Source organism: Microcoleus sp. Pol11C2 (assembly GCF_036701505.1).
Lineage (GTDB): Bacteria > Cyanobacteriota > Cyanobacteriia > Cyanobacteriales > Microcoleaceae > Microcoleus.
On sequence record NZ_JAUBQX010000003.1, the window covers coordinates 211837 to 233142 of the forward strand.

The following is a 21306-nucleotide window of genomic DNA, read 5'->3' on the forward strand; positions in this document are numbered from 1 at the left end:
GCAATTTTTCTGGTCAATTGTGAAAGTTAAAATCTAAAAAGTTGTTTTTTCTTCTTGCTTTTTTTTAACTTTTGACTTGTGATTAAGACTTGCGCTGCGGCGACTATTAACCCTATTTTGCGATTATTTCGCTGCATTCTTGCTGCACTATTAATGACAGAAAGACGTTCTTTTTGCGCAAGTCTTATTCCCAGTCCAAAATCTAAAACCCAAAATCCCAAATCCTGTTAACCTTCTTGGTTTACGAAGGGCATCAAAGCTACAATTCTTGCTCTCTTGATGCTTCTGGTCAGGTCTCGCTGCTGTTTTGCAGTCAAACCGGTAATCCGGCGGGGCAAAATTTTACCGCGTTCTGTGACGTATTTTTTGAGCAAATCAACATCTTTGTAGTCGATCGGGTCTCCTGGTTTGATGGGCGAAACGCGCCGGCGAAAATAAGTCATGGTTTGTTATTTTTTGACTGTTGTTTGTTGACTGTTGACTGTGAGTTTTTAGTTATTAGCCGTTAGTTGCTAGCCGTCAGTAAAGCATTTGTTAGTTATCTGCTTTTCGCGGGTCAATATCAATTGCCAACAACTGATGACTGATGACTAAGGACTAATGACTAATCACTACTTGATCTCTTTGTGGGCAGTGTGCTGGTTGCAGTGGGGGCAGAACTTTTTGAGTTCTAGCCGCGCCGTCGTGTTGCGACGGTTCTTGGTGGTGGTGTACCGAGACACGCCTTTGGAGCGTTTGCTTACGTTTGTACGGCACTCAGTACACTCTAGAGTAATTATGATGCGGACGCCTTTAGCCATAATTCTAAATAAATTTCGACTAATTTAAACACAATTTATTATCTTCTCACATTGCTCTGCACTTGGTCAAGCAATCTTCTAACTTTGATGTCGAGGGAGTAGCCGCGGCGGGTTCCGATAACGATCGTCCCGCCGATGCGATCGTGGAAAGCTTGGGGAAACCTTTCGGCGGAGGTAAGGGCAACGCTACAGTCGATCGCCAGGGGCAGGATCAGCAGCAAGACGGCAGCGTTGGTAGATGTGATCCCAGCTATACCTGCGAAGGCTAAGGCGGCGCAAAAGCCCAGTAAGGCTTCGCGCTTGCAAAGTTCTTGCACTCCGGGAGTCCGGTGGAATCTGGTATCGGCAATTTTCATGTCCAAGGCCCAGCGCCCCAGACTTTGACCTTGGTTTTTCCTGACGATGGCTACGCGCAGGATCAGCCACAGCAGGACAAAAAATATGGTTTGGACGATCGCATTATTGCCAAGAAGCAAACTGGGCAGCCAAACTGCGATTCCGTCGATGCAGAGGGCCGCGGCGCGGCGGCCGACGGATACTTTGGGAAGGAGAGGTACTAAATCGGAACTCATAGGCAAAAAGGTCGATCGCCACTAGCTACTTTTTGATTTTAAGCTCTCGATTAATCGATCGGCATCAATGGCGCGTAACTCAACGTCAAAGCCAACCGCTAATTATTCAAGCTGAAAAGGGATTTTCGCCAATTCCCAACTGCTTTTTCGAGTTTTCCACCTCTTCCCAAAGTTTTTGTATTTGAGTAAATGCCTGTTCCACAGAGATTTTACCGTTAGATGTCAAGGAACTGATGTAACCCACTCGCTGAGAAAACTCTTGTAAATTCGCATTAAATACCAAATTCTCTGGCTTTACTTCACCGTAATAGCGATTTTGAGGATATAAAAAATTTGAATTGGCTACCATTGCTTTAACCTCGCATGAAAACTTGTTCCCTGAACATATCAATATTATAAACCGTGCTTCCCTTTTAAAGATGTGCTCTAAGTAGCAAAAATCATGTGACATTTGGCGATTTTTTTTGTGATGGGAATTACACAGAGACATGATGGCGATAAAAAATTGAGTAATTTCACGTATACAATTTACGCAGATAAGGTGAAGAACCCGGTTTTGCGTTAAGGCTGATAACTTCGGATTTGGCGTAAAAACCTGGTTTTTGTTAGTCGAGGAGTCACTTATTGAAATAAGTGACAAAAAAACCAAAAATGGATAATATTATTGCCGACATAAATAGTTAGACTTTTAGTAGGAAACTGCATAATGTCTCCCAATGTGCGATCGCCTCGTCCCAAAGTCCCGCTAAGGCAAGTGTTAATCAGACTTGCCATCGCCGTAATTACTGCTATTATCGCCTTCAACATCCCTTACTCCTTAATCCCCATGTTTAAAGAACCCGTATCCGAAGCAACGCCGCCACCAGAAATCCAGAACGTGCTCGCCGGCAAGCGCAAAATTGTGACAGTGGGCGACAGCATCACCGAGGCTGGGAAATACCCTGGAGGTTACGTTTGGCTGCTGCAACGCTATCTGAATGCCCTTTATCCCGATCGCAAAATCGAAATCGTCAACGCCGGAATCTCCGGTAACAGGGCGACGGATATGCAAGCCCGCTTCCAGAAAGATGCGATCGACCAAAAGCCAGATTTAGTGATGATTAATGTCGGAGTCAACGACGTTTGGCACGCTTTCTTCGACTTCCAAAACCGTCAGTTTTATCCGCAAGGCAAATTGCCCAAGGGAGTGCCACTGGCAGAATATCGGGAGAAAATAACTCAAATGGTGTTGGCGGCAAAAGCCGCAGGAATTCGAGTTGTACTGCTTTCTCCTACTCCTATCGGCGAAATTCTCGACGGCCCAGAAAATCGCAGGTTGCAAGAGTATATTGCCGCGATGCGAGAAATTGCGTTGCAGAATCAGTGCTTGTTTATCGATTTGAATGGGCCTTGTCGGGAAGTTATCGGCACGTATCAAAAACACGCGGGCAAGACTCTGAATTTGTTAGCCGCAGATGGAGTTCATCCCAATCCGTCGGGATATCGAATTATTGCTTTTACTATCTTGCGCGGTTTGGGCGTACCTGCAAAGGATATTGAGAATTTAGAAGTCAAAAATTGAATCTTGGAATTTAGTTAGCTGTTGACTGTTGATTGTTAATTTAAAGTATGCAGGCTACAAGCCCCTTTATCTCTGGGGGAAATCTTTCAAATCTGAAGTTTCAAATCTCATATCATTCAATCGGCGGATGATACCGATTCAACCAACAGCTACCGATAATCACCAACGCCACCACAACAATAATTTCTGTCCAAAAAAACGACAAAAAATCGCTTGCAGTTCCCACCGGGGGCACCCCCGGTTGAGCATTGCGAATAGCGGGAAAAGCAAACAACATCACAGCAGTCCAACTCAGCATTCCCACTTCCGGCAACTTGCCAGATTTCATCACTTTTAATGCTAGCAAAAGCGCCATAATTGACAGCACCCACATAATAACAATAATCACTAAGGCAAAAAATTTCACCGGGATTGAGCGAGTTGCAGAAACATCAATATAAATAAAAATAGAGGAATTTTCTTCCATCGGCTTATAACTGATGTCAAAACCGGGAACATCGGCATTAAAATTAAATTTTAGAGGAACCGGGTTTAGTTGAAATGGAGCAAACTTTTTACCAATCGAAGCCAGCGGATCGAGCGAAATAGCTACTTTAGCAATGTGCTTGTCGAACGGATAATTGTTAATCTTTCCCTTTACCAAATTAAATTTTAATGCAGGCACAATCATCGGTTTGCCTTCTTTAAAGGTAATTTCCGAATCCTGTACATTTGCGCCGTTAACTGTCATTAACAAGTCTTGAGCTGGGTAAGTTGGCCCTTTTTTATAGATACCTTTGAGTTCAAACTGCAAGCGGGCTTCTAATTCGTTCTTAATGGGATCTACTGCAATTACCGTCATTTTGACTTCAACCAAGCCTTTGGACGATACAGCGCTTTCTGGAGGTGAATTGTAAGGCTCTTGGGCGTTAGCTTTGTGAGAGTAAATAGATAAGATAATTGCCAAAATTATGGTCAGACTGCCAATTAAAATAAGTATTTTTTTGAGATTGAATTTGTTGACAGTTTGCATTTATTATGGATATTTTATCTTTTGATTTGTTGTTAAGATTTACCAGAGTCTCCCAGTCCGCCCCTCCGCCAACCCGTCAGGGCTTTAAACTTCTGTCTCATCCCTAAAATCGGTGAAAACTGACACCTTGTACCATTTTCAGGAACAGGCCCGAAAGCCTATTCCTGAAAAGTTCAATTTTCTTTCTTGTGGGGTGGGCATCGTGCCGGTCCACAGTAGGGCAACTACGAACCGATAGGAAGCAGTACCTTTGGTGTAAAACTGCCGTGCAAACCGTAGGGAATGTGCTGTTTTAAATGCAAGCGCGCTAGGGGCCCTTTGGTGATGTCACGAGCATCTAAAATCACTAAGGTCGATCGATGATTAGCTGCATCATACATTAAAAGCAGCAGCCAGCCGTCATCCTCAGCAACAGCATCGGGACGGAGAACAAACACCGGTTCCCCCGCAAAACCGCGCGGCGCCGCACTCCAAATTTGCCTTTCACCAGTCACGAAATCCATTTTGAGGATAGCTTGCAAAGGAGCATTTCCCGTCGGAGCATCAGCAGCACCGATGTAAAGATATCGGTAAGGTTGTCCCACATTATTGGGATGCAAAGTGGGAAACTCGCAGCACCTAGTTTCTACAACTTGATGCTGCACGGTTTTGTCTTGCAAATTTAACTTAAAGCGCCACAATTCGCCCGCTGGAACGCTCTCAAAATCAACCTCGCGAAAATCGCCGTCCGCTTCTACAGTTGGAAATGATTCGTAACAAACTGAGTCAATAAAAACTTCGTCTCCTTCTTCCCAAGCGTTGCAGTGGTGGAAGACAAAACAAGGTTCAGTTTCTAATATCTTTACCTCGTCAGTGCCGTTGCGGGGAATTAAAATTGCTTGCGTTGGCTTGTTTGGCGAAAATTGAATGCACTGAGAGGCACTCCGCAATCCTAACACGAATGGTAGAGGATTAAATGAGACGGGATTTTGGAAGAATATGCAGTAATTCGGGGTAATTACCATGTCGTGCAGGAAGGCAAAACCCGGTATTGCATGGGCGTGACGCTGCAAAAGTTTGCCGCTTTCATCGAACTCGTAAATCGTGATGGTACTCGACAAACCGGGCTTGACAGAAAAGTTTACCAATCTGTCTCCTTTGCCATTTTTCCCTTTTTCAATTCTGGGGTGGGCGGCGAAGGCTTCACCGGGTTGTAAAATGCCGTCTAGGGTGTCTAAGCCGAGTGTTTCTAAGGTGCGGGGGTCGAGTCTGTAGGGTGCTGCGGCTTCCCAAAGCGCTAGCAGTTTGTCGCCCCAATAAATGATGTTGGTGTTGGCAATGTTTTTGATCTTGACATCAAAGATGTTGGCTAGCCAGCCCCCTGGCTTCTGTGTGCCGAAAACGCCTCGGTGGAGAATTTTTCCGGCTTCTTGTTCGGCGAGATAGCCTTCTGTGCGGACGAATCGGTTGCGGAAATGGGCGCGGCCTTCGGATATTGCGATCGCACAAACCATCCCGTCACCGTCAAATGGGTGGTGGATTCGTTGGCCGTTGACATCCAATAATCCGGGCCCGTTGCGAAAGAATGTGCCTTGCAAGCCGGGGGGGATTTCGCCTTCTATGTCGTCAATCCAGTAGTCTGATTCGTTGGGTTGAGATTCGTAGCCACGCTGCCAGTCTGTGCGATCGTAGGATGATGTTGTGGCTGCTGTTTGAGGTTGGGAAATCTGTAATTTTTGCATGGGTATAATAAGCTTTTATTGATTTAACCGCAGAGAAAACAGAGGGCGCAGAGACAAGGATAGTCGGAGAATTGGGAAACACAGTTAAATTCATCCATGTATCCGTATCAAAATCCGTGTGTGCCTTCCTTTATTTGCTGTCTGCGGTGCGGCTTTGTGACCTTACTGTTGGTACTAAGTCGGGAAAGTATTCGGGCATGAAATGCTGTCCACCAGGTTTGGAACTGCCCATTTCTGGTTCTAATACGGGAAGAGAATTTTGATAATTTGGATCGTTGCTTTCTGTACTGTCGGCGGGCAGCCAATTTAAGAACGGTAGGGGCAGAAGTGTGGACAGGTTTGTGATGACGACTAGCAGCCAGAGGTTATCGAAATTGCGATCTGTAATTCCTAGCAAGTGGGTCAAAAGTGCGCCGCCTTCGTGGGACAAAAGTCCTGCTAAATTTGTGATTGACATCAGCAGCGCAAATAAAGTTGCTTCGACGCCTCGGGGACACAACCGGGCGGAGAGTACCAGCACCGGCATATAAGCAATTTGTCCGATTACTGTCAGGATCAGGCTGTCTCCGATGCTGAACCATTGATCGTCAATTCCTAAAGCTCGGTTGGCATGAGTTACTAATAATAAAGTAGTCATCCCCAAAGCAGTCGCAATGACCGTTGACCAGCCAAAAATTACTCGAAATGGAACTGTTTTGAGGAATCGTTGAAACAGCCAGACGCCGGCGAGGGCGGCAATGCTGGTAACGAGGCGTACTCGGCCGAGAAATTCGGGTTGAAAGCCTAATTCGTTGGTGGTGAAAAAGAAGAAGGCAGAGTCTGAGCTTGGGGTGGCTTGCCAGAGGAAGAGAAAGGCGGTGGGCAGCCAAATTGTTTTTTGGGTAACAGCTTGCCGTAGTTGTTTGAATTGGTCTTTGACTGTTTCAAAGTCGGTTCTTTTGTTGGTTTTTTCTTCGGCAATTAAGAAAGCTGTTGCTGATACAATTAGCGGGAAAGATGCGGTGATTAAAAATATTGTGTGGGTGCTGAATTGTTGCAGCAAGGAACCGCTGAGGTAGGCGGTAATTAGTCCGCCGAGGGCTGCAGCACCCCAAGATAACGATTGCAGGGAACCTGCGTCGGTAACGGATTCTTTTCTAGCCCTTTCCACTACCAGGGAGTCGGCGATTACGTCGCTGACGGCGAGGGAGAGGGAACTCAGGGCGATCGCGCCTGTAGCTGCCAGCGGTGTGTGTACAATTGTTGCGAGGCTCACCCATGCTAAGGTTCCCAGCAGCCCGGAGAGGACGATGTAAGGGCGTCTGCGGTAGCCGAATATCGGCAAGCCGTCGGACATGAAGCCGAACACGGGTTTGATAATCCAAGGTAGGGCTACGACGCCCAGCATGGCGGAGACTTCTGCCGGACTCATACCTAGTTCGTCTTTGAGAAAGAAGCTGACGGCTAAGCGGGCTAGTCCGAGAATGCCTTGGACGAAGTAAATCAGTAATATGGCTATGAGTTCGGGGGTTGGCTCATTCCCAAAGAATACTTTTTCTTTTAAATATTCTTTGAGTTTGCTGACGCCGGAGGGGGAAACGAGCATTTGAGCAATATTTCTTAATGAATCTCAATATTTATAACACATTCTTAATGAGTTGGGGGAACTGTCGGAGGTGGGAGGCGAGAGTGGCGTGGATATGGTAAATGCTATAAAATTGTATTTATCTTGAATTGAAGCGTGTTTTGTAATAATAAAAACAGAAAAACGAACCGCGAAGGCGCGTTAGGCGAAGCCGCGCGTAAACCCTATGACGCCAAGCAAGAGAAAGAAGAGAAAACTCACAACTGTTGTCAGCTTTGTTATATGATTATTGAGCCTAAAAATGTGCCGGAAATTACGGGTTCCAAGTACCCTCAGCAATTCCAATATGCTGTTGCGGGGAGAGTTAAAAAACGCTTGGGCGATGCTGCCGGATTGCAGAATTTTGGGGTAAATTTGGTGAGACTTGCGCCGGGAAGTTGTTCTGCTCTCCGGCACTGGCATACCCGGCAAGATGAGTTAATCTATGTTCTGGAAGGGGAAGTTACTCTGATTACAAATTCGGGTGAGCAAGTGCTGGAACCGGGTATGGCGGCGGGTTTTCCGGCGGGTGATGCAGATGGGCATCATTTAGTCAACCGCTCGAATGCAGATGTTGTTTATCTCGAAATTGGCGATCGCACTCCGGGAGATAGTGCCGAATATCCCGATGACGATCTAATTGCGAAAGCTAACGGGAATAGTTGGATTTTTACTCGCAAAAATGGCGAGGTTTATGAGAGTTGAAAATTTATGAATTAAGTGAATCTTGGGACTGCGGCGGAACACGCTTTGTGGTATCGCATTTATCAGAAAGATGAGGTGTGAGATAACAATACGACAGTTTTTAAGCAGCTAAAGTAGCATAAGATAAGACTGAAGGAAGAGCAGGATGATTGTCAATCAAATCCGGATCTAAATCTCACTTATCAATAAAAGTAGAAAGTAAGTGTTTATTGAATTCCCGCCGTTTATAAGAAAAGATTGAAAACACAAACGACTTGGCAGATGAATGACCACTATAGAGTGGATGTTTGGCTAAATTTAAGGAAATAAGACTGGCATTAAAATGAAAATCAAGCTGTGGTAAATGACCAGCTTGACAATCAGACAATCCTGTAAATTGCTTGGCCTCACGAAAAATAAATTCAATCTGGAAACGAGCCTGATAATATTCAACAATTTGTTCGGGAGGTAGGTGAACATCAGTGCTAAATAATAAAGCATTTGTGATTTTGCCGTTGGCTTGAACTTCATAGATACAAGCCAAACTAATTTGGCAATTTAAACAACAACTCGCCTAAAATCACTGTAGAGATTGAAACTGCCGGTTTTATTTATTTAACAAAATTAAGATGACTCCAATCATGGGAATCAACCTTGTCATCATATTTACGAGGAGTTCCCAGTTTATTTTTTTCGCCTTTATAAAGATAGCGTCAGTTACCATCAACTCTTAGCTTGCTAATAAAGTCTAAATTTAACTCCCGCACAGCCTCCCATAATTTAGAGCGATAGTAATAGCAATCAGCGACCAAATAACCTACAGAAGTTGGGAAGAAATAACGAGTATTCTTCAAACTTTGTGCATAGTCATTAACTCTTGTGATGTCAGGCTTTGAAGTTTGAGATTCCTGTTGTTTGCGAGTGTCTTTTTACCAGCAATTATTCTGATTTTCGGGCAGTTTTTTCACGGGCTTTATTTGAGGACGTGATGGAGTTTGCTGTACGCTTAAGCTATAATATAAACGACTCTCAATTTCGACAATAGAAATCACAGCAATTTCCCACCCCTGTTCCGATTTACCAGCTACACCATTATAAAAATAAGCTTTACCGTCAGTTTTTGGGTCACGTTTGCTCAAAAAACAACCCTCAATAACAGCAATGACTGTGTGTTCAGGATTCAAAGCAAGTTCAAGAAAATATTGAGTAAATTGTGCAAATTTAAAGCTTTTGAGAAAGTGACGACGGTAGTTTCTTTCGCTCAAATAACTATAACGACTGAGATTGGTAAAATTGACCTTGTCATAGACAAGTAAAATAGTTTAAAATAAAGTGACTAAAAACTTCTTTGGGGGTTGACTCATCCCTGGGGTTTATTCTAAAGATGGATTCAATAATCTTCATAACGCAATCTATTAAGCTTGTGTATTTTTATATTTCAACCTAAAACACCGCCGTTTTTTCTGTTTATTTTGGGTTCAGATTGCACTCACTTTTTTCGCTTTTGTGCTTTATTGCGAGCGCATCCCTCTTTAAAAACTGTCCGGAGTATTGATTAATACTACAAGCTTTAATTAGCTTTAACTTGATACAAAAATGGATAAAACTTTTTCCTATTCCACAATTATCTACAGGCTTGGGTCAATTAAGATCGTTAATGAATTTTTACCCAAATCCCTTCTCTTACGTGATAAATGAGAATGAATTCTTATTTTATTCTGCCGCTTAGTCACAGAAGAGGGATACAGCATATTTCCTATAGATGTAGAGCGCGAGCAACCGGGTTTTTTGAACAGAATCACTAATGATGCGAGAACTGTAAAGAAGCCCCGTGAGAGCGCGGTGTACTTCATAAGCCTGGAATAAGCTGTAATAGTGGGAATTATAAGAAGTGGTACAAGGAACACTTAGATAACACCATTTATCGTCCACTGATTGCTCAAATAGTGGAAAATTTGAAATCAAAACAAGTCGATAAAGGCTAAAGCTATCAAAGTAAGGGTTTGGCGAGAATAGCGATCGCACCCTGACCCCTCAAAACAGCGTGTGAAGTGCAGCTATCCCGCTCTTAATCGCTGGCTCAAGAGTCAAAAACGCCACATCTAAAGCTGAGCTAGCTCTCATTTACTTTGCATATTGTAATTATCAATAAAAGCTATCATTTTTTCTCAGTAGCTTTCCGCTGCTCCCTTCGGGTTTTACAGCAAAAGTTAAATACGCCTGAGCTTATCTGCACTGAGCGAAAAGTTTTGTTACAATAGGTAAGCTGTTACAAATCGTAACTTATGCTGGTTTCTATTTTAATAATTGACGTTGCCCTCGTTGCCTGGTCTTTGCACTTAATGCAGGAGGCGATCGCGCAACGGGAATTTTCACTAATGCTAGCCGGCACCCTAGTTGCGGTCTCAGCCGCCGCTCTGCTAGTCGTCTACTTCCTCATGGGGTCTTGTTTGAGCCATTTGACCGAAATATCGCAACACACTTACTAGATCATAGTAGGGGATTGACCATTGTCCAGAAGCGAGGAGACTTTTTTGTAAAAAAAGCCGAAAGCCTTGCCAATCCAGGGTTCAAAACTAATTTCCTCAAAAAGCTTGACAAATATTGGTCAGTTAAGGCATGATTGAGAGCGCGAAAAGAAAGGGGAATTAGCTCAGTTGGTAGAGCACTACAATGGCATTGTAGGGGTCAGCGGTTCGAGCCCGCTATTCTCCATAAATCAAGATTAGGGATACATCACTGCTGTGTCCTAATTTGTACCAAAACAGTACCAGCGCGTGGTTAAATTTGATCGCGAGTTGTACCTAAACAGCATGGGCGTGTCCTTAAATTCGCTCGCGTCACACACCGCGAAAACCAATTTTCCCGTAAAATCAAAACAGTCTACCTGCAACCAAAGCGCTACCTGTGGCAAAGTCAACTGAACCCAGCAATCCAGAGAGTCCGAGCCAACTTGCCCGCACGCCTCTGTACGACCTATCATTAGAAATCAAAGGCCGAATGGTGCCATTTTCCGGGTGGGAGATGGCGGTGCAGTACGGAGGCATCAGCAGCGAACACCAAGCAGTACGACAGCAAGCAGGAATGTTCGACATTTCCCACATGGGAAAATTTGGTTTGAGAGGGAAACAAGTAATAGAAAAATTTCAACCCTTAGTACCCTCAGACTTGAGCCGCTTGCAACCCGGTCAAGCTCAATATACAGTCTTGCTAAATGCCAAAGGCTGCATCTTAGACGACATTATTTTCTACTGCCAAGAACCCGACCCTATCACTAGCGAAGAACGTGCAGTAATCATTGTCAACGCCGCCACTCGCATCGCAGACAAAGCATGGATAACCACTCACTTAGAATTGAGCGAACTCTGTTTTACAGACATCTCCGAAGATAAAGTTTTAATTGCCATTCAAGGGCCAGAGGCTCTTAACTATCTCCAGCCTTTTGTGGAAGAGAACCTCTCACCAATTAAGGCATTCGGTCACTTAGAAACAAATCTGTTGGGACAGCCGAGTTTTATCGCGAGAACTGGTTACACCGGCGAAGATGGGTTTGAAATCATGGTGGATGCCGAAGTAGGAAAACAACTGTGGCAAAAATTGTTAGCTGCTGGCGTTGTGCCCTGCGGTTTGGGCGCGAGGGATACGTTGCGTTTAGAAGCAGCAATGGCTCTTTACGGTCAAGATATCGACGACAATATCACGCCTTTAGAAGCTGGATTGGGTTGGGTTGTTCACCTCGACACCAAAGGCGATTTTATTGGCCGTGAGGTTTTGGAACTGCAAAAAGCGAGTGGAGTATCCAAGCGGTTGGTAGGGTTAGAAATGCAGGGGCGGCACATTGCGCGCCACGGCTATCCCGTAATATGTGAAGGCGAAAAAGTAGGAGAAGTGACTAGCGGTACATTATCGCCTACTTTGAATCGGGCAGTGGGCCTCGCGGTTGTTCCGGCAAAATTAGCTAAAATCGGTCAGCAATTAGAAATCGAAATTCGCGGGAAAAACTATCAGGCTAGTGTGGTGAAAAAACCATTTTATCGATCGCCAAACCGCCCCAGTTAAATTAAGCAGATAAGCCTTAATTCAGGGGCGTTGCTCATAGCAACGGTTCACAATAAAGTATAAGTGTATGTGTTGTTGTGCAACGGGCTAGAAGCCCGTTGCTCATCTTGGTCAAGAAGACTCATCTACTAGCTTAGCAAATTGTCGCAAAGTTGCAGCATAGCGATCGCCCGCCACATCCATCAAATCATTATGACCGGCCCCATCAACCCAAAAATTTAATTTCGGCTGCTTCGCCGCTGCAAACAACTGCTGTCCATGCCAAAAATGAACCACCTCATCAGCCTTACCATGAATCACCAAAACAGGCGATCGAACTTTGCCAATCTTATCAAGATTCACAAACTTATCAAAGGGTAAAATCGGAATCCGCGTCAACACCCGAAAAGCCGAAACAAAGGAACTTTCAACCACCAAACCGCCGACTTTTTGCCGCGAAGCCAAATCAATTGCCGGCCCACCCCCCACAGAACGCCCGTAAAGAATAATTTGCTTTGCAGGTACTCGCAACTTTTGGGTTAAATAATTGTAAGTAGCATCAATATCACGATAAGTATTATACTCAGAAGGCTTTCCCTGACTCGTGCCGTAACCTTGATAATCATAGCCAAACACAGCAAAGCCGCTATCTCGAATCTCTCTGAGCAGCCACAAAATGCCGTCCAAGTCTTCCGCATTTCCGTGACTGTAAAGTATGGTATATTGAGCTTGCGGGTTAGGAAAATGAACAGCAGAAATTTTCACGCCATTAGCTGAGCTAACTTTGATAACTTCCCTGCTATCACTCTGACTAGATGGGGGAGGTTGAAAAATTAGTCGTTCTGAAAAAAAGAAACCGTAAAAACACAGAAATGCGTAAATAAAAATTAGAGATTTCATAAGTCGTTTGAGAGAAAAATCTCCGAAAAGCAAGCGTTTAATATTTTTTTTGTTCGAGTTAGCCATGACTAAAGGCTCATAGTTGAATAAGATTTAACTAATACTTTTTTATTGCGAGAAAAGACATGGCACTAACATACCCCGATGACTTGAAATACCTAGACACTCACGAATACATTCGACTCGAAGGCGAAATAGCCACCATTGGCATTAGTGCCTTTGCAGTTGACCAACTCGGCGATATCGTATTTCTAGATTTGCCAGAAGTCGGTGCAGGGTTGGAAAAGGGAGAAGCTTTCGGTACAGTGGAGTCAGTGAAAGCCGTTGAAGACTTGAAAGCACCAGTTACCGGTACAGTTGTAGAACGCAATGATGACATTATAGAGTCTCCCGAAAATTTGGCGGAAGATCCCTATGGCGCTGGATGGCTGCTGAAAGTGCGCGTTGACAACACCAGCGAAGCAGACGATGCTTTCTCGGCCCCGGAGTATCGAAAAATGGTGGAAGGGGAGTAGTTATGAGTTTAGGGTTGGGAGTTGGAATTTGGGGCTAGGACTGGTTGATTCCTCGATTCCTCCACCATCCGCCAGGGGTTGAAACCTCTGGCTAATAGCACAAGTCGTCTAAAGACGACTGAAATACCAAGTAGTTGGGCGGGGAGTTGCGATAAGTGCGCCTTAATCTACAGTCGGCGACCGACGACTTTAGCTATGAGACAGGGGTTGAAACCCCTGTCGGACTTTGATACACGCAAAAAATCTTGCTTAGTCGGCGACCGACGACTTTAGCTATGAGACAGGGGTTTCAACCCCTGTCAGACTGTCGGACTTTGATAGACGCAGAAAATCTTCCTGGTTTTCTTAGCAAAATGTTACAAACAAAGAAGCAAAAGTCTATTCAGGAGAATCCGCCTTGGTACTCTACAGCCCTCAACTTGAACCCAGTCAGCAGCAAAACCTTTCCTCCATCAATGGTTTTGCGGGCCGGCACATTGGCCCGACACCCAGCGAAATCCAGCAAATGCTCAATGTTTTGGGCATTTCCAGCCTCGATGAGTTGATTGACAAAACGGTTCCTGCGGCGATTCGTATTTCTCAACCCTTACAACTTCCCGCAGCGCAAAGCGAGTACAGCGCTTTGTCAGAATTGAAAGAAATTGCTGCAAAAAATCAGGTATTTCGATCGTACATCGGCACTGGATATCACGACTGCATAACTCCCCCCGTCATCCAGCGGAATATCCTAGAAAATCCCGGCTGGTATACAGCTTACACTCCCTACCAAGCCGAAATTGCTCAAGGGCGATTGGAAGCTTTGCTGAACTTCCAAACCATGATAATTGACCTTACGGGTTTGGAAATTGCCAACGCTTCTTTGCTGGATGAAGGGACAGCGGCGGCGGAAGCAATGGCGGTGAGTTACGGCGCCAGCAAAAAGGGGGCAAAAGCGTTTTTTGTTTCCCAAGATTGCCACCCTCAAACTATGGAAGTGGTGCAAACTCGCGCTAAGCCCCTAGGAATTGAGGTAATTGTCGGCGACCATCAAAGCTTTGAGTTCGATCGTACAATCTTCGGCGCTCTCCTGCAATACCCCGCCACAGACGGCGCAATTTACGACTATACAGATTTTATTCGATCGGCACACGAAGTCGGCGCATTAGTCACAGTCGCCGCCGACATATTGAGCCTTTGCTTGCTCACACCCCCCGGCGAATTCGGCGCGGATATAGCCGTAGGAAGCACTCAGCGCTTCGGAGTGCCGATGGGATTCGGAGGGCCCCACGCAGCCTATTTCGCCACGCGAGAAGAGTTTAAACGGCAAGTTCCGGGGCGAATTGTTGGCGTTTCTAAAGATGCCAACGGCAAATCTGCTTTACGTTTGGCCTTGCAAACTCGCGAACAGCACATCCGCCGCGAAAAAGCTACTAGCAATATTTGTACTGCTCAAGTTTTGCTGGCAGTGATGGCGAGTATGTATGCTGTTTATCACGGCCCGTCTGGACTGAAAGACATTGCTGAGAAAGTATGGAGTTTAACGGCACTTTTGGCATCCGGTTTAAGAAGTTTCGGATACAAAATTGGTTCTCCACATTTCTTCGATACTGTGCGGGTAGAATTGGGAGATAAACCGCTGTCAGAAATTCTAGAAGCTACTAAAGTTCGCAAAATTAATCTCCGAGTTTTCGATAATTCCACAGTGGGAATCACGTTAGATGAAACTGTCAGCGTTGAAGATGTGCAAGAGTTGTGGAAAATTTTTGCCCGGGATAACGATTATATCAGGGCGGACGGGCAGAATGCTCTCAATATTCCGCTGGATGCCGACGCATTGAGTGGCTATTTGACATTACCAGATTTTTGCGATCGCACCAGCAGCTATCTCGCCCACCCAGTTTTCAACAGCTACCATTCAGAAACAGAACTTTTGCGCTATTTGCACCGTTTAGAAGCCAAGGACTTATCGCTAAATACATCGATGATTCCCTTGGGTTCTTGCACAATGAAATTGAATGCCACAGCAGAGATGATGCCAGTGACTTGGGCGGAATTTGGCAAGATACATCCCTTTGCACCCCGCGATCAAACTCGTGGCTATCAAATGATGTTCGTGCAGCTAGAACAGTGGCTGGCCGAAATCACCGGTTTTGCGGGAATTTCTTTGCAGCCAAACGCCGGTTCTCAGGGCGAATACGCGGGTTTGTTAGTTATTCGTCAATACCACGAACACCAAGGCGAATCTCACCGAAACATCTGTTTGATTCCCCAGTCAGCCCACGGTACAAATCCGGCTAGCGCGGTGATGGCAGGGATGAAAGTAGTTGCTGTAGAGTGCGACTCTCAGGGCAATATTGATGTCGCAGATTTACATAAAAAAGCCGACAAACATAAAAATGAACTCGCAGCTTTGATGGTGACATATCCATCTACGCATGGCGTTTTTGAGGAAGAAATTAAAGAGATTTGCGAGATAGTTCACAACTGCGGCGGACAAGTTTATATGGACGGCGCGAATATGAATGCTCAAGTTGGTTTGTGCCGCCCCGGTGATTTTGGTGCTGATGTTTGTCACTTGAATTTGCACAAAACTTTCTGTATTCCTCACGGCGGCGGCGGGCCGGGAATGGGGCCGATTGGGGTAATGTCTCATTTAGTAGAATTTTTGCCCAGTCATTCTATTCTTAACAGTCAACAGTCAACAGTTAACAGTCAACAAATATCAGTTGGTGCTGTTTCCGCCGCGCCTTGGGGAAGTGCTAGCATTTTGCCTATTTCTTGGATGTACATTCGGATGATGGGAGGAGTAGGTTTAACTGAAGCGACAAAAGTAGCAATTCTTAATGCTAATTACATGGCAAAACGCTTAGAATCTTACTATCCGGTTTTGTACAAAGGGAAAGCTGGTTTGGTGGCGCACGAGTGTATTCTAGATTTGCGTGCACTCAAAAAGTCTGCGGCTATTGAAGTGGAAGATATCGCTAAACGATTGATGGATTACGGCTATCACGCGCCGACGGTTTCTTGGCCGGTTGCTGGTACGGTAATGGTGGAACCGACCGAAAGCGAATCGAAGCAGGAATTAGACCGTTTTTGCGATGCGATGATTGCAATTCGATCGGAAATTGCGGAGATTGAAAACGGTAAGACTGACGCGCAAAATAACGTATTGAAAAATGCGCCGCATACCGCAGAATCTCTGATGGTTGATGAGTGGAATCGTCCTTATACTCGCGCGCAAGCGGCTTATCCGGCACCTTGGACTCGCGAACATAAGTTTTGGCCGGCGGTGGGGCGGATAGATAATGCGTTTGGCGATCGCAATTTTGTCTGTTCTTGTTTACCAATGGAGGCTTACAGTCAAGGTTAAATAAGTCTCTCCGGGGCAATGGGCACCTTACACATATACTCTTGTGGGGTGCTTCTAGCCCGCCCAAAAAATAAAATTTAAATGTATAACAGCTTATCAAGCTAGATAAACGCGCCGAAAACAATGTAATACAAGAATCCCCACATCCCCAGGTAAAATAAAAAATGAATAGACGATTTTTGTGGTTGGCTCCCGAAAATAAATCGCGTTGGATTATCCTATTATTGTTTATTGTTAGGTGTTTTGGTTGCTTTGGGGGTAGTGGCAACAACAGCTTACATTAAAACTGTAGTTTAGACTAACCAAAGATGAGAACGGTGGCAAAAGAAGAACTAGAGCCACCGTTAAGGAGAGAATGAGGGTGAAAAAGAAAACCTATCCACTCCTTAAATGAACAGTGAACGATTAAAGGACTTTCGTCAAGCAGCATACGAGTTATTGGTACGAGCCAAGGATGCAATATTCGAGCTGATGGATGCAGTGTGGACCACCAGAAATGCGTCATGTTTAGCGGAATTTTCACTCAATCCATTATTCAAGCGTCAATGGCCAAGCGTCTATGAAGCCTTACAGGACTGTAGGCCAGACCGGAAAAAACTCATGGAGTTGTATCAAGAGCAATTAGAACAGCAAGTACCTGCAACAGAACATATATTAGTGGCGATCTATCATACTGCATGGGGGAGACAATTCGCCAAAACCTTAAAAGACAGAACCCATGAATATTAGAGGGGCTGCATTGTGGGACAGGGGTACAGTACCATTGCGTGGATACCTGAGGCTCTGCGTAAGTTGGGCATTACCCCTACTCCATGAAAGAATAAGTAGTGGGTCTTCACCCATACTTCAAGCTGCTTCCCAACTTAAACTTGTCTGTGAACAGAGCATCAACAAGCGTATTAGCAGTCTTAGACCGAGAATATGGCAATGCAACTTGGGTATTAGCGCTAGCGCAAGCTTCCATTCAAGCTGATTGTTTAATGAGAGTCCGAAAGAATGCCTGCTTGTGGTCAGCACCACCGGTCAATAGTGGTCGCGGTAGACCACGGAAACATGGGCAAAAAATGAGACTCAACGACCCAACCACATGGCTCGAAGCTGATACTGCGATCGAAATTGACGAACATCCAGAGTTGGGACAAGTCCGAGTCAGACAATGGCTTGACTTGCATTTTTATCGTGTCCCTGGACAAAAAGTCAATTTAATCCTGGTCGAAAGAATGAAGCCCATGTCAAACGGTCAGCCGTTTCCACCCTTATGGTTGGCTTGGGTGGGAGAACGAACTCTACCCAAGCGAAACTGTTTGGTTTAAGTATTTACGACGTTTTGGAGTGGATCATTGGTATCGATTTGTTAAGCAACGATTGCATTGGACATTGCCTAACTTGAGAACTCAGCCAACAATGTGAACGTTGGAGTGATTTAATGCCGTTGATGAGTTGGCAACTCTGGTTAGCTAGGGATTTAGTGGTCGAGAATATATTACCTTGGCAATCTGAAGCGTATCAATTTAACCCCTGGACGTGTTGCCCAATCAATGTTTTCGGTTTTAGTTGACATTGGTACTCCTACGAAATTGCCTAAACATAGGGGAAAATCACGCCTGTTGGGAAACAGGAAAGGTACGGACTCAGGCACCATGCTATCCCACTGTCAAAAAACGGGTTTCTCGACGTAAAAAGTCTTCAAGATTAGCTGTTTAATCTTCTAGTTTTTGAGTTTTTGAGTAACAGCTTGCCTGAGCTTAAAAGGTGGCTACTTTTAGCTGCGCTCATTTTTTAGTCTAAACTACAGTTTGAAAGTGTCAATGTAGATTGGATTTACGGCTTAGCTTTCCAGACACAAGCCACATTCCAGGAAACAGTAAATAAGACCTTGCAATTAAATCCCCATCGCATTCCCGTCTTTAATTTTGCCTATGTTCCCTGGCTCAAACCGGTTCAGAAACGAATGCCGGAATCTGCTTTGCCGACTGCAGGGGAAAAGCTGAAAATTCTGCAAAGTACGATCGCCCAACTGACACAAAATGGCTATGTGTTTATTGGTATGACTCACTTTGCCAAGCCTAATGATGAACTAGCTATCGCGCAACAAGCTGGGCAACTACATCGTAATTTTCAGGGTTATACCACTAAGCCCGAATCGGATATGTTGGGCTTTGGCATGACTTCCATCAGTATGTTGTAGGATGTGTATACCCAACACCACAAGCGATTGAAAGACTGTTATCAGGCGATAGATGGGAAGGAATTGCCGATCAAAAAAGGTGTGAGACTGAATCAGGACGATCTAATTCGGCGCACAGTAATCATGGAATTAATGTGTCAATTCCAACTGTCGGTGCAAGATTTGGAAGAAAAATACCATCTCGGCTTCGATCTCGATTTTAATGACTATTTCGCTGAGGTTTTGCCACAACTTGATGCCTTAGAAGCCGATGGGTTAATCAAACGTTGGGGTGATGGCATTGAAGTAACCGCGCTCGGCCGCTTGCTAATTCGCAATATTGCATCCGTGTTTGATAGCTATCTCATCCGCAACTCCAGCCAACGGTTTTCCAAGTCCCTATGAATCATCGTCAGATTTGTTAAAATAGTCACGGACGGATAAATACTTTCATAACCGAGTTGTTGCGTAAATTATAACCAATTCAACAAGGAAAAAATCAATGTTCTGTGAACAATGCGAACAAACAGCAAGCGGACAAGGATGCCATCAGTTTGGTGCTTGTGGGAAAAGTCCCCAGGTGAATGCTATCCAAGATCTGCTGATTTATTATCTGCGGGGGTTGGCTCCGATTGCCCTGAAAGCAAAAGAGTTAGGCCTTGATACTCATGCAGTGGATGTCTTCACCTGCGAAACGATCTTTGCCACGATGACCAATGTCAACTTTTCCGAAAAGCGGTTTGTTGAGTATCTCCAGGAAGCGATCGCCCATCGCGCCAACCTCAAGGCTCAAGTGCAGCAAGCAACAGACCATCCACCGACCTGGGCTGCAATTTCCGACTTTGAACCCAACTTTGAGGAGAGCTTGGTTGAGCAGGGTGAGCTGATTTCATCTCAGTTCCTCAGTCAGTCTGGCTTGAATGTGGATATTTTCTCACTCAAACTCACAGTGTTATATGGGGTTAAGGGTCTTGCCTCCTATACCTTCCACGCATACGAAGTGGGACAGGAAGACGAGCTGGTGTATCGTTTCATTTATGAGGCACTGGTCGCCCTCGATAACCAGACCTTGAGCTTGCAGGACTGGGTGAATCTTGCTCTTGAGGTGGGAGCCATCAATCTGCGATCTATGGAACTATTGGATGCCGGACATACCGGTACCTATGGGCACCCAATTCCCACGCCTGTTCCCCTCAATCCACGGCAAGGGAAGGCGATTCTGGTTTCAGGACATGACATCAAACAACTCGAAGGCTTACTCAAGCAAACAGCAGACACTGGAATTACTGTTTACACCCACGGCGAACTTCTACCAGGCCACGGCTATCCCAAACTAAAACAGCAGTACCCCCATCTCTATGGTCACTACGGCACTGCTTGGCAGAACCAAACCAAGGATTTTGGCAAGTTCCCCGGTGCGATCGTGATTACGACCAACTGCTTAATGCCAACCCATTCCTATTATGAAGATAAACTCTTTAGCGTTGGCCCCGTGGGCTATCCCGGTCTGATTAACTTGAGTGCGATCGACAATGGCACACCCGATTTTACTCCCGTTATTGAGAAAGCACTGGCACTTCCCGGCTTTACTGAAGATGCACCCCCCAGGGAAGTCACAGTTGGTTTTGCCCACAATACAGTCCTAGGGGTGGCAGATAAAATCATTGAGGCTGTGAAACAGCGTAAAATCCGCCATTTCTTCCTAGTAGGGGGCTGTGATGGAGCCAAACCCGATCGCAACTACTACACAGAGTTCGTAGAAAAAGTGCCTGATGATTGTGTCGTGCTAACCCTAGCTTGCGGTAAGTTTCGCTTCTTCGATCGACAAATGGGCGACATTGACGGACTACCCCGCCTGATGGATGTTGGTCAGTGCAACGATGCCTACTCCGCGATTCAGATTGCTGTAGCCCTAGCCAATGCCTTTGAGGTAGGTGTCAACGATATACCCCTTTCCATGATTCTGTCCTGGTATGAACAAAAGGCAGTAGCCGTCTTGCTAACTCTCTTGCATTTGGGGATTAAAAACATTCGTCTAGGGCCCACATTACCGGCGTTTATTTCTCCCAATGTATTCAAGCTTCTGTCGGAGAAATATAACTTGCAGGCCATTACCACCCCTGATGCCGATCTAGCAGCTTGCTTGAGCTGATTAGCAGTCATTCGCTAAGTCTATTCAGAGCGATTCATCTGCGTTTATCTGCCCTCATCTGCGGTGAAAAAAAGAGAATTTATCGAGCCGCAGATGACAAGGGATTGACGCTGATTCACGCAGAGGTCGAGAATAGAGATAGGAATGGGCGAGCGATCCGATGGAGATTCATATTCTCAAAGATGGCAGTCGGATTTTCACAGGCTACCGGGGTCAACTGAATTTAACTGAG

General features: G+C 45.2%; 22 protein-coding genes and 1 tRNA gene. 12 read left to right on the top strand and 11 right to left on the bottom strand.

The genetic code is table 11. From position 1 onward, the window contains the following. Window positions 1-26: 26 nt before the first annotated feature. The 5 genes from QUA42_RS03520 to QUA42_RS03540 form a co-directional block, all read right to left on the bottom strand. The gene (locus tag QUA42_RS03520) at window positions 27-221 is read right to left on the bottom strand and encodes a hypothetical protein (protein WP_333135164.1); all 195 of its coding nucleotides are present in this window, start codon (window positions 219-221) and stop codon (window positions 27-29) included. A 6-nt stretch (window positions 222-227) separates the two neighbouring features. Beyond that, window positions 228-443 (bottom strand): 30S ribosomal protein S18, encoded by a 216-nt coding sequence (rpsR, locus tag QUA42_RS03525; protein ID WP_006631377.1) that lies wholly within the window; start codon window positions 441-443, stop codon window positions 228-230. 168 nt (window positions 444-611) lie between these two features. After that, the gene (gene rpmG / locus QUA42_RS03530; protein ID WP_190658616.1) at window positions 612-800 is read right to left on the bottom strand and encodes a 50S ribosomal protein L33; all 189 of its coding nucleotides are present in this window, start codon (window positions 798-800) and stop codon (window positions 612-614) included. A gap of 38 nt (window positions 801-838) precedes the next feature. Beyond that, window positions 839-1372 (bottom strand): RDD family protein, encoded by a 534-nt coding sequence (locus QUA42_RS03535; protein WP_333135166.1) that lies wholly within the window; start codon window positions 1370-1372, stop codon window positions 839-841. Between the two features lie 106 nt (window positions 1373-1478). After that, on the bottom strand, window positions 1479-1721 hold the full coding sequence (locus tag QUA42_RS03540) for a DUF7219 family protein (RefSeq protein ID WP_333061297.1): 243 nt from the start codon (window positions 1719-1721) through the stop codon (window positions 1479-1481). A gap of 357 nt (window positions 1722-2078) precedes the next feature. Here QUA42_RS03540 and QUA42_RS03545 point away from each other — a divergent pair, with 357 nt between their 5' ends. After that, the gene (locus QUA42_RS03545; RefSeq protein ID WP_333135168.1) at window positions 2079-2933 is read left to right on the top strand and encodes an SGNH/GDSL hydrolase family protein; all 855 of its coding nucleotides are present in this window, start codon (window positions 2079-2081) and stop codon (window positions 2931-2933) included. 112 nt (window positions 2934-3045) lie between these two features. Here the strand turns inward: QUA42_RS03545 and QUA42_RS03550 are convergent, their stop codons facing one another. From QUA42_RS03550 to QUA42_RS03560, 3 genes are all read right to left on the bottom strand, one after another. Continuing rightward, complete coding sequence (locus QUA42_RS03550) at window positions 3046-3945, bottom strand: DUF4436 family protein (RefSeq protein ID WP_333135170.1); 900 nt, start codon at window positions 3943-3945, stop codon at window positions 3046-3048. 224 nt (window positions 3946-4169) lie between these two features. Further along, window positions 4170-5666: a carotenoid oxygenase family protein gene (locus QUA42_RS03555; RefSeq protein WP_333135172.1), complete on the bottom strand. Its 1497-nt coding sequence runs from the start codon at window positions 5664-5666 to the stop codon at window positions 4170-4172. A 130-nt stretch (window positions 5667-5796) separates the two neighbouring features. After that, entirely contained in the window at window positions 5797-7251 is a 1455-nt protein-coding gene (locus QUA42_RS03560) for a folate/biopterin family MFS transporter (protein ID WP_333135174.1), read from the bottom strand. Window positions 7252-7512: 261 nt separating this feature from the next. Here QUA42_RS03560 and QUA42_RS03565 point away from each other — a divergent pair, with 261 nt between their 5' ends. Continuing rightward, window positions 7513-7974 (top strand): cupin domain-containing protein, encoded by a 462-nt coding sequence (locus QUA42_RS03565; protein WP_333135176.1) that lies wholly within the window; start codon window positions 7513-7515, stop codon window positions 7972-7974. 175 nt (window positions 7975-8149) lie between these two features. On the opposite strand, the gene QUA42_RS03570 is transcribed toward QUA42_RS03565, so the two are convergent. Both QUA42_RS03570 and QUA42_RS03575 read right to left on the bottom strand, forming a co-directional pair. Continuing rightward, window positions 8150-8497, bottom strand: a complete 348-nt coding sequence (locus QUA42_RS03570; RefSeq protein WP_333135178.1) for a transposase — start codon at window positions 8495-8497, stop codon at window positions 8150-8152. Between the two features lie 385 nt (window positions 8498-8882). Beyond that, a complete protein-coding gene (locus QUA42_RS03575) occupies window positions 8883-9218 on the bottom strand; it encodes a hypothetical protein (RefSeq protein ID WP_333135180.1) in 336 nt (111 codons plus the stop codon). 1020 nt (window positions 9219-10238) lie between these two features. Between QUA42_RS03575 and QUA42_RS03580 the strand changes: the two genes are divergently transcribed. The 3 genes from QUA42_RS03580 (at window position 10239) to gcvT (ending at window position 12012) form a co-directional block, all read left to right on the top strand. After that, entirely contained in the window at window positions 10239-10442 is a 204-nt protein-coding gene (locus tag QUA42_RS03580) for a hypothetical protein (RefSeq protein ID WP_190659577.1), read from the top strand. A gap of 153 nt (window positions 10443-10595) precedes the next feature. Then, a tRNA-Ala gene (locus tag QUA42_RS03585) sits at window positions 10596-10668 on the top strand. A 192-nt stretch (window positions 10669-10860) separates the two neighbouring features. Then, complete coding sequence (gene gcvT / locus QUA42_RS03590; protein ID WP_333135181.1) at window positions 10861-12012, top strand: glycine cleavage system aminomethyltransferase GcvT; 1152 nt, start codon at window positions 10861-10863, stop codon at window positions 12010-12012. Window positions 12013-12123: 111 nt separating this feature from the next. Here the strand turns inward: gcvT and QUA42_RS03595 are convergent, their stop codons facing one another. Continuing rightward, window positions 12124-12957 (bottom strand): alpha/beta hydrolase, encoded by an 834-nt coding sequence (locus QUA42_RS03595; protein ID WP_333135183.1) that lies wholly within the window; start codon window positions 12955-12957, stop codon window positions 12124-12126. A 59-nt stretch (window positions 12958-13016) separates the two neighbouring features. On the opposite strand from QUA42_RS03595, the gene gcvH reads away from it, so the two are divergent. The 7 genes from gcvH to hcp all read left to right on the top strand — a co-directional run bounded on the left by gcvH (window position 13017) and on the right by hcp (window position 21074). Further along, a complete protein-coding gene (gene gcvH / locus QUA42_RS03600) occupies window positions 13017-13406 on the top strand; it encodes a glycine cleavage system protein GcvH (RefSeq protein ID WP_333042492.1) in 390 nt (129 codons plus the stop codon). A gap of 397 nt (window positions 13407-13803) precedes the next feature. Further along, entirely contained in the window at window positions 13804-16755 is a 2952-nt protein-coding gene (gene gcvP / locus QUA42_RS03605; protein ID WP_333135185.1) for an aminomethyl-transferring glycine dehydrogenase, read from the top strand. A gap of 390 nt (window positions 16756-17145) precedes the next feature. Continuing rightward, window positions 17146-17484, top strand: a complete 339-nt coding sequence (locus QUA42_RS03610; RefSeq protein WP_333135186.1) for a hypothetical protein — start codon at window positions 17146-17148, stop codon at window positions 17482-17484. A 146-nt stretch (window positions 17485-17630) separates the two neighbouring features. Continuing rightward, on the top strand, window positions 17631-18068 hold the full coding sequence (locus QUA42_RS03615) for a transposase (RefSeq protein ID WP_333135189.1): 438 nt from the start codon (window positions 17631-17633) through the stop codon (window positions 18066-18068). Between the two features lie 563 nt (window positions 18069-18631). After that, window positions 18632-18943 (top strand): hypothetical protein, encoded by a 312-nt coding sequence (locus QUA42_RS03620; protein WP_333135191.1) that lies wholly within the window; start codon window positions 18632-18634, stop codon window positions 18941-18943. 27 nt (window positions 18944-18970) lie between these two features. Continuing rightward, window positions 18971-19327, top strand: coding sequence for a hypothetical protein (locus QUA42_RS03625; RefSeq protein ID WP_333135193.1), 357 nt, complete (start codon window positions 18971-18973; stop codon window positions 19325-19327). 97 nt (window positions 19328-19424) lie between these two features. Next, the gene (gene hcp, locus QUA42_RS03630; RefSeq protein ID WP_333135195.1) at window positions 19425-21074 is read left to right on the top strand and encodes a hydroxylamine reductase; all 1650 of its coding nucleotides are present in this window, start codon (window positions 19425-19427) and stop codon (window positions 21072-21074) included. The last annotated feature ends 232 nt before the right edge of the window (window positions 21075-21306 follow it).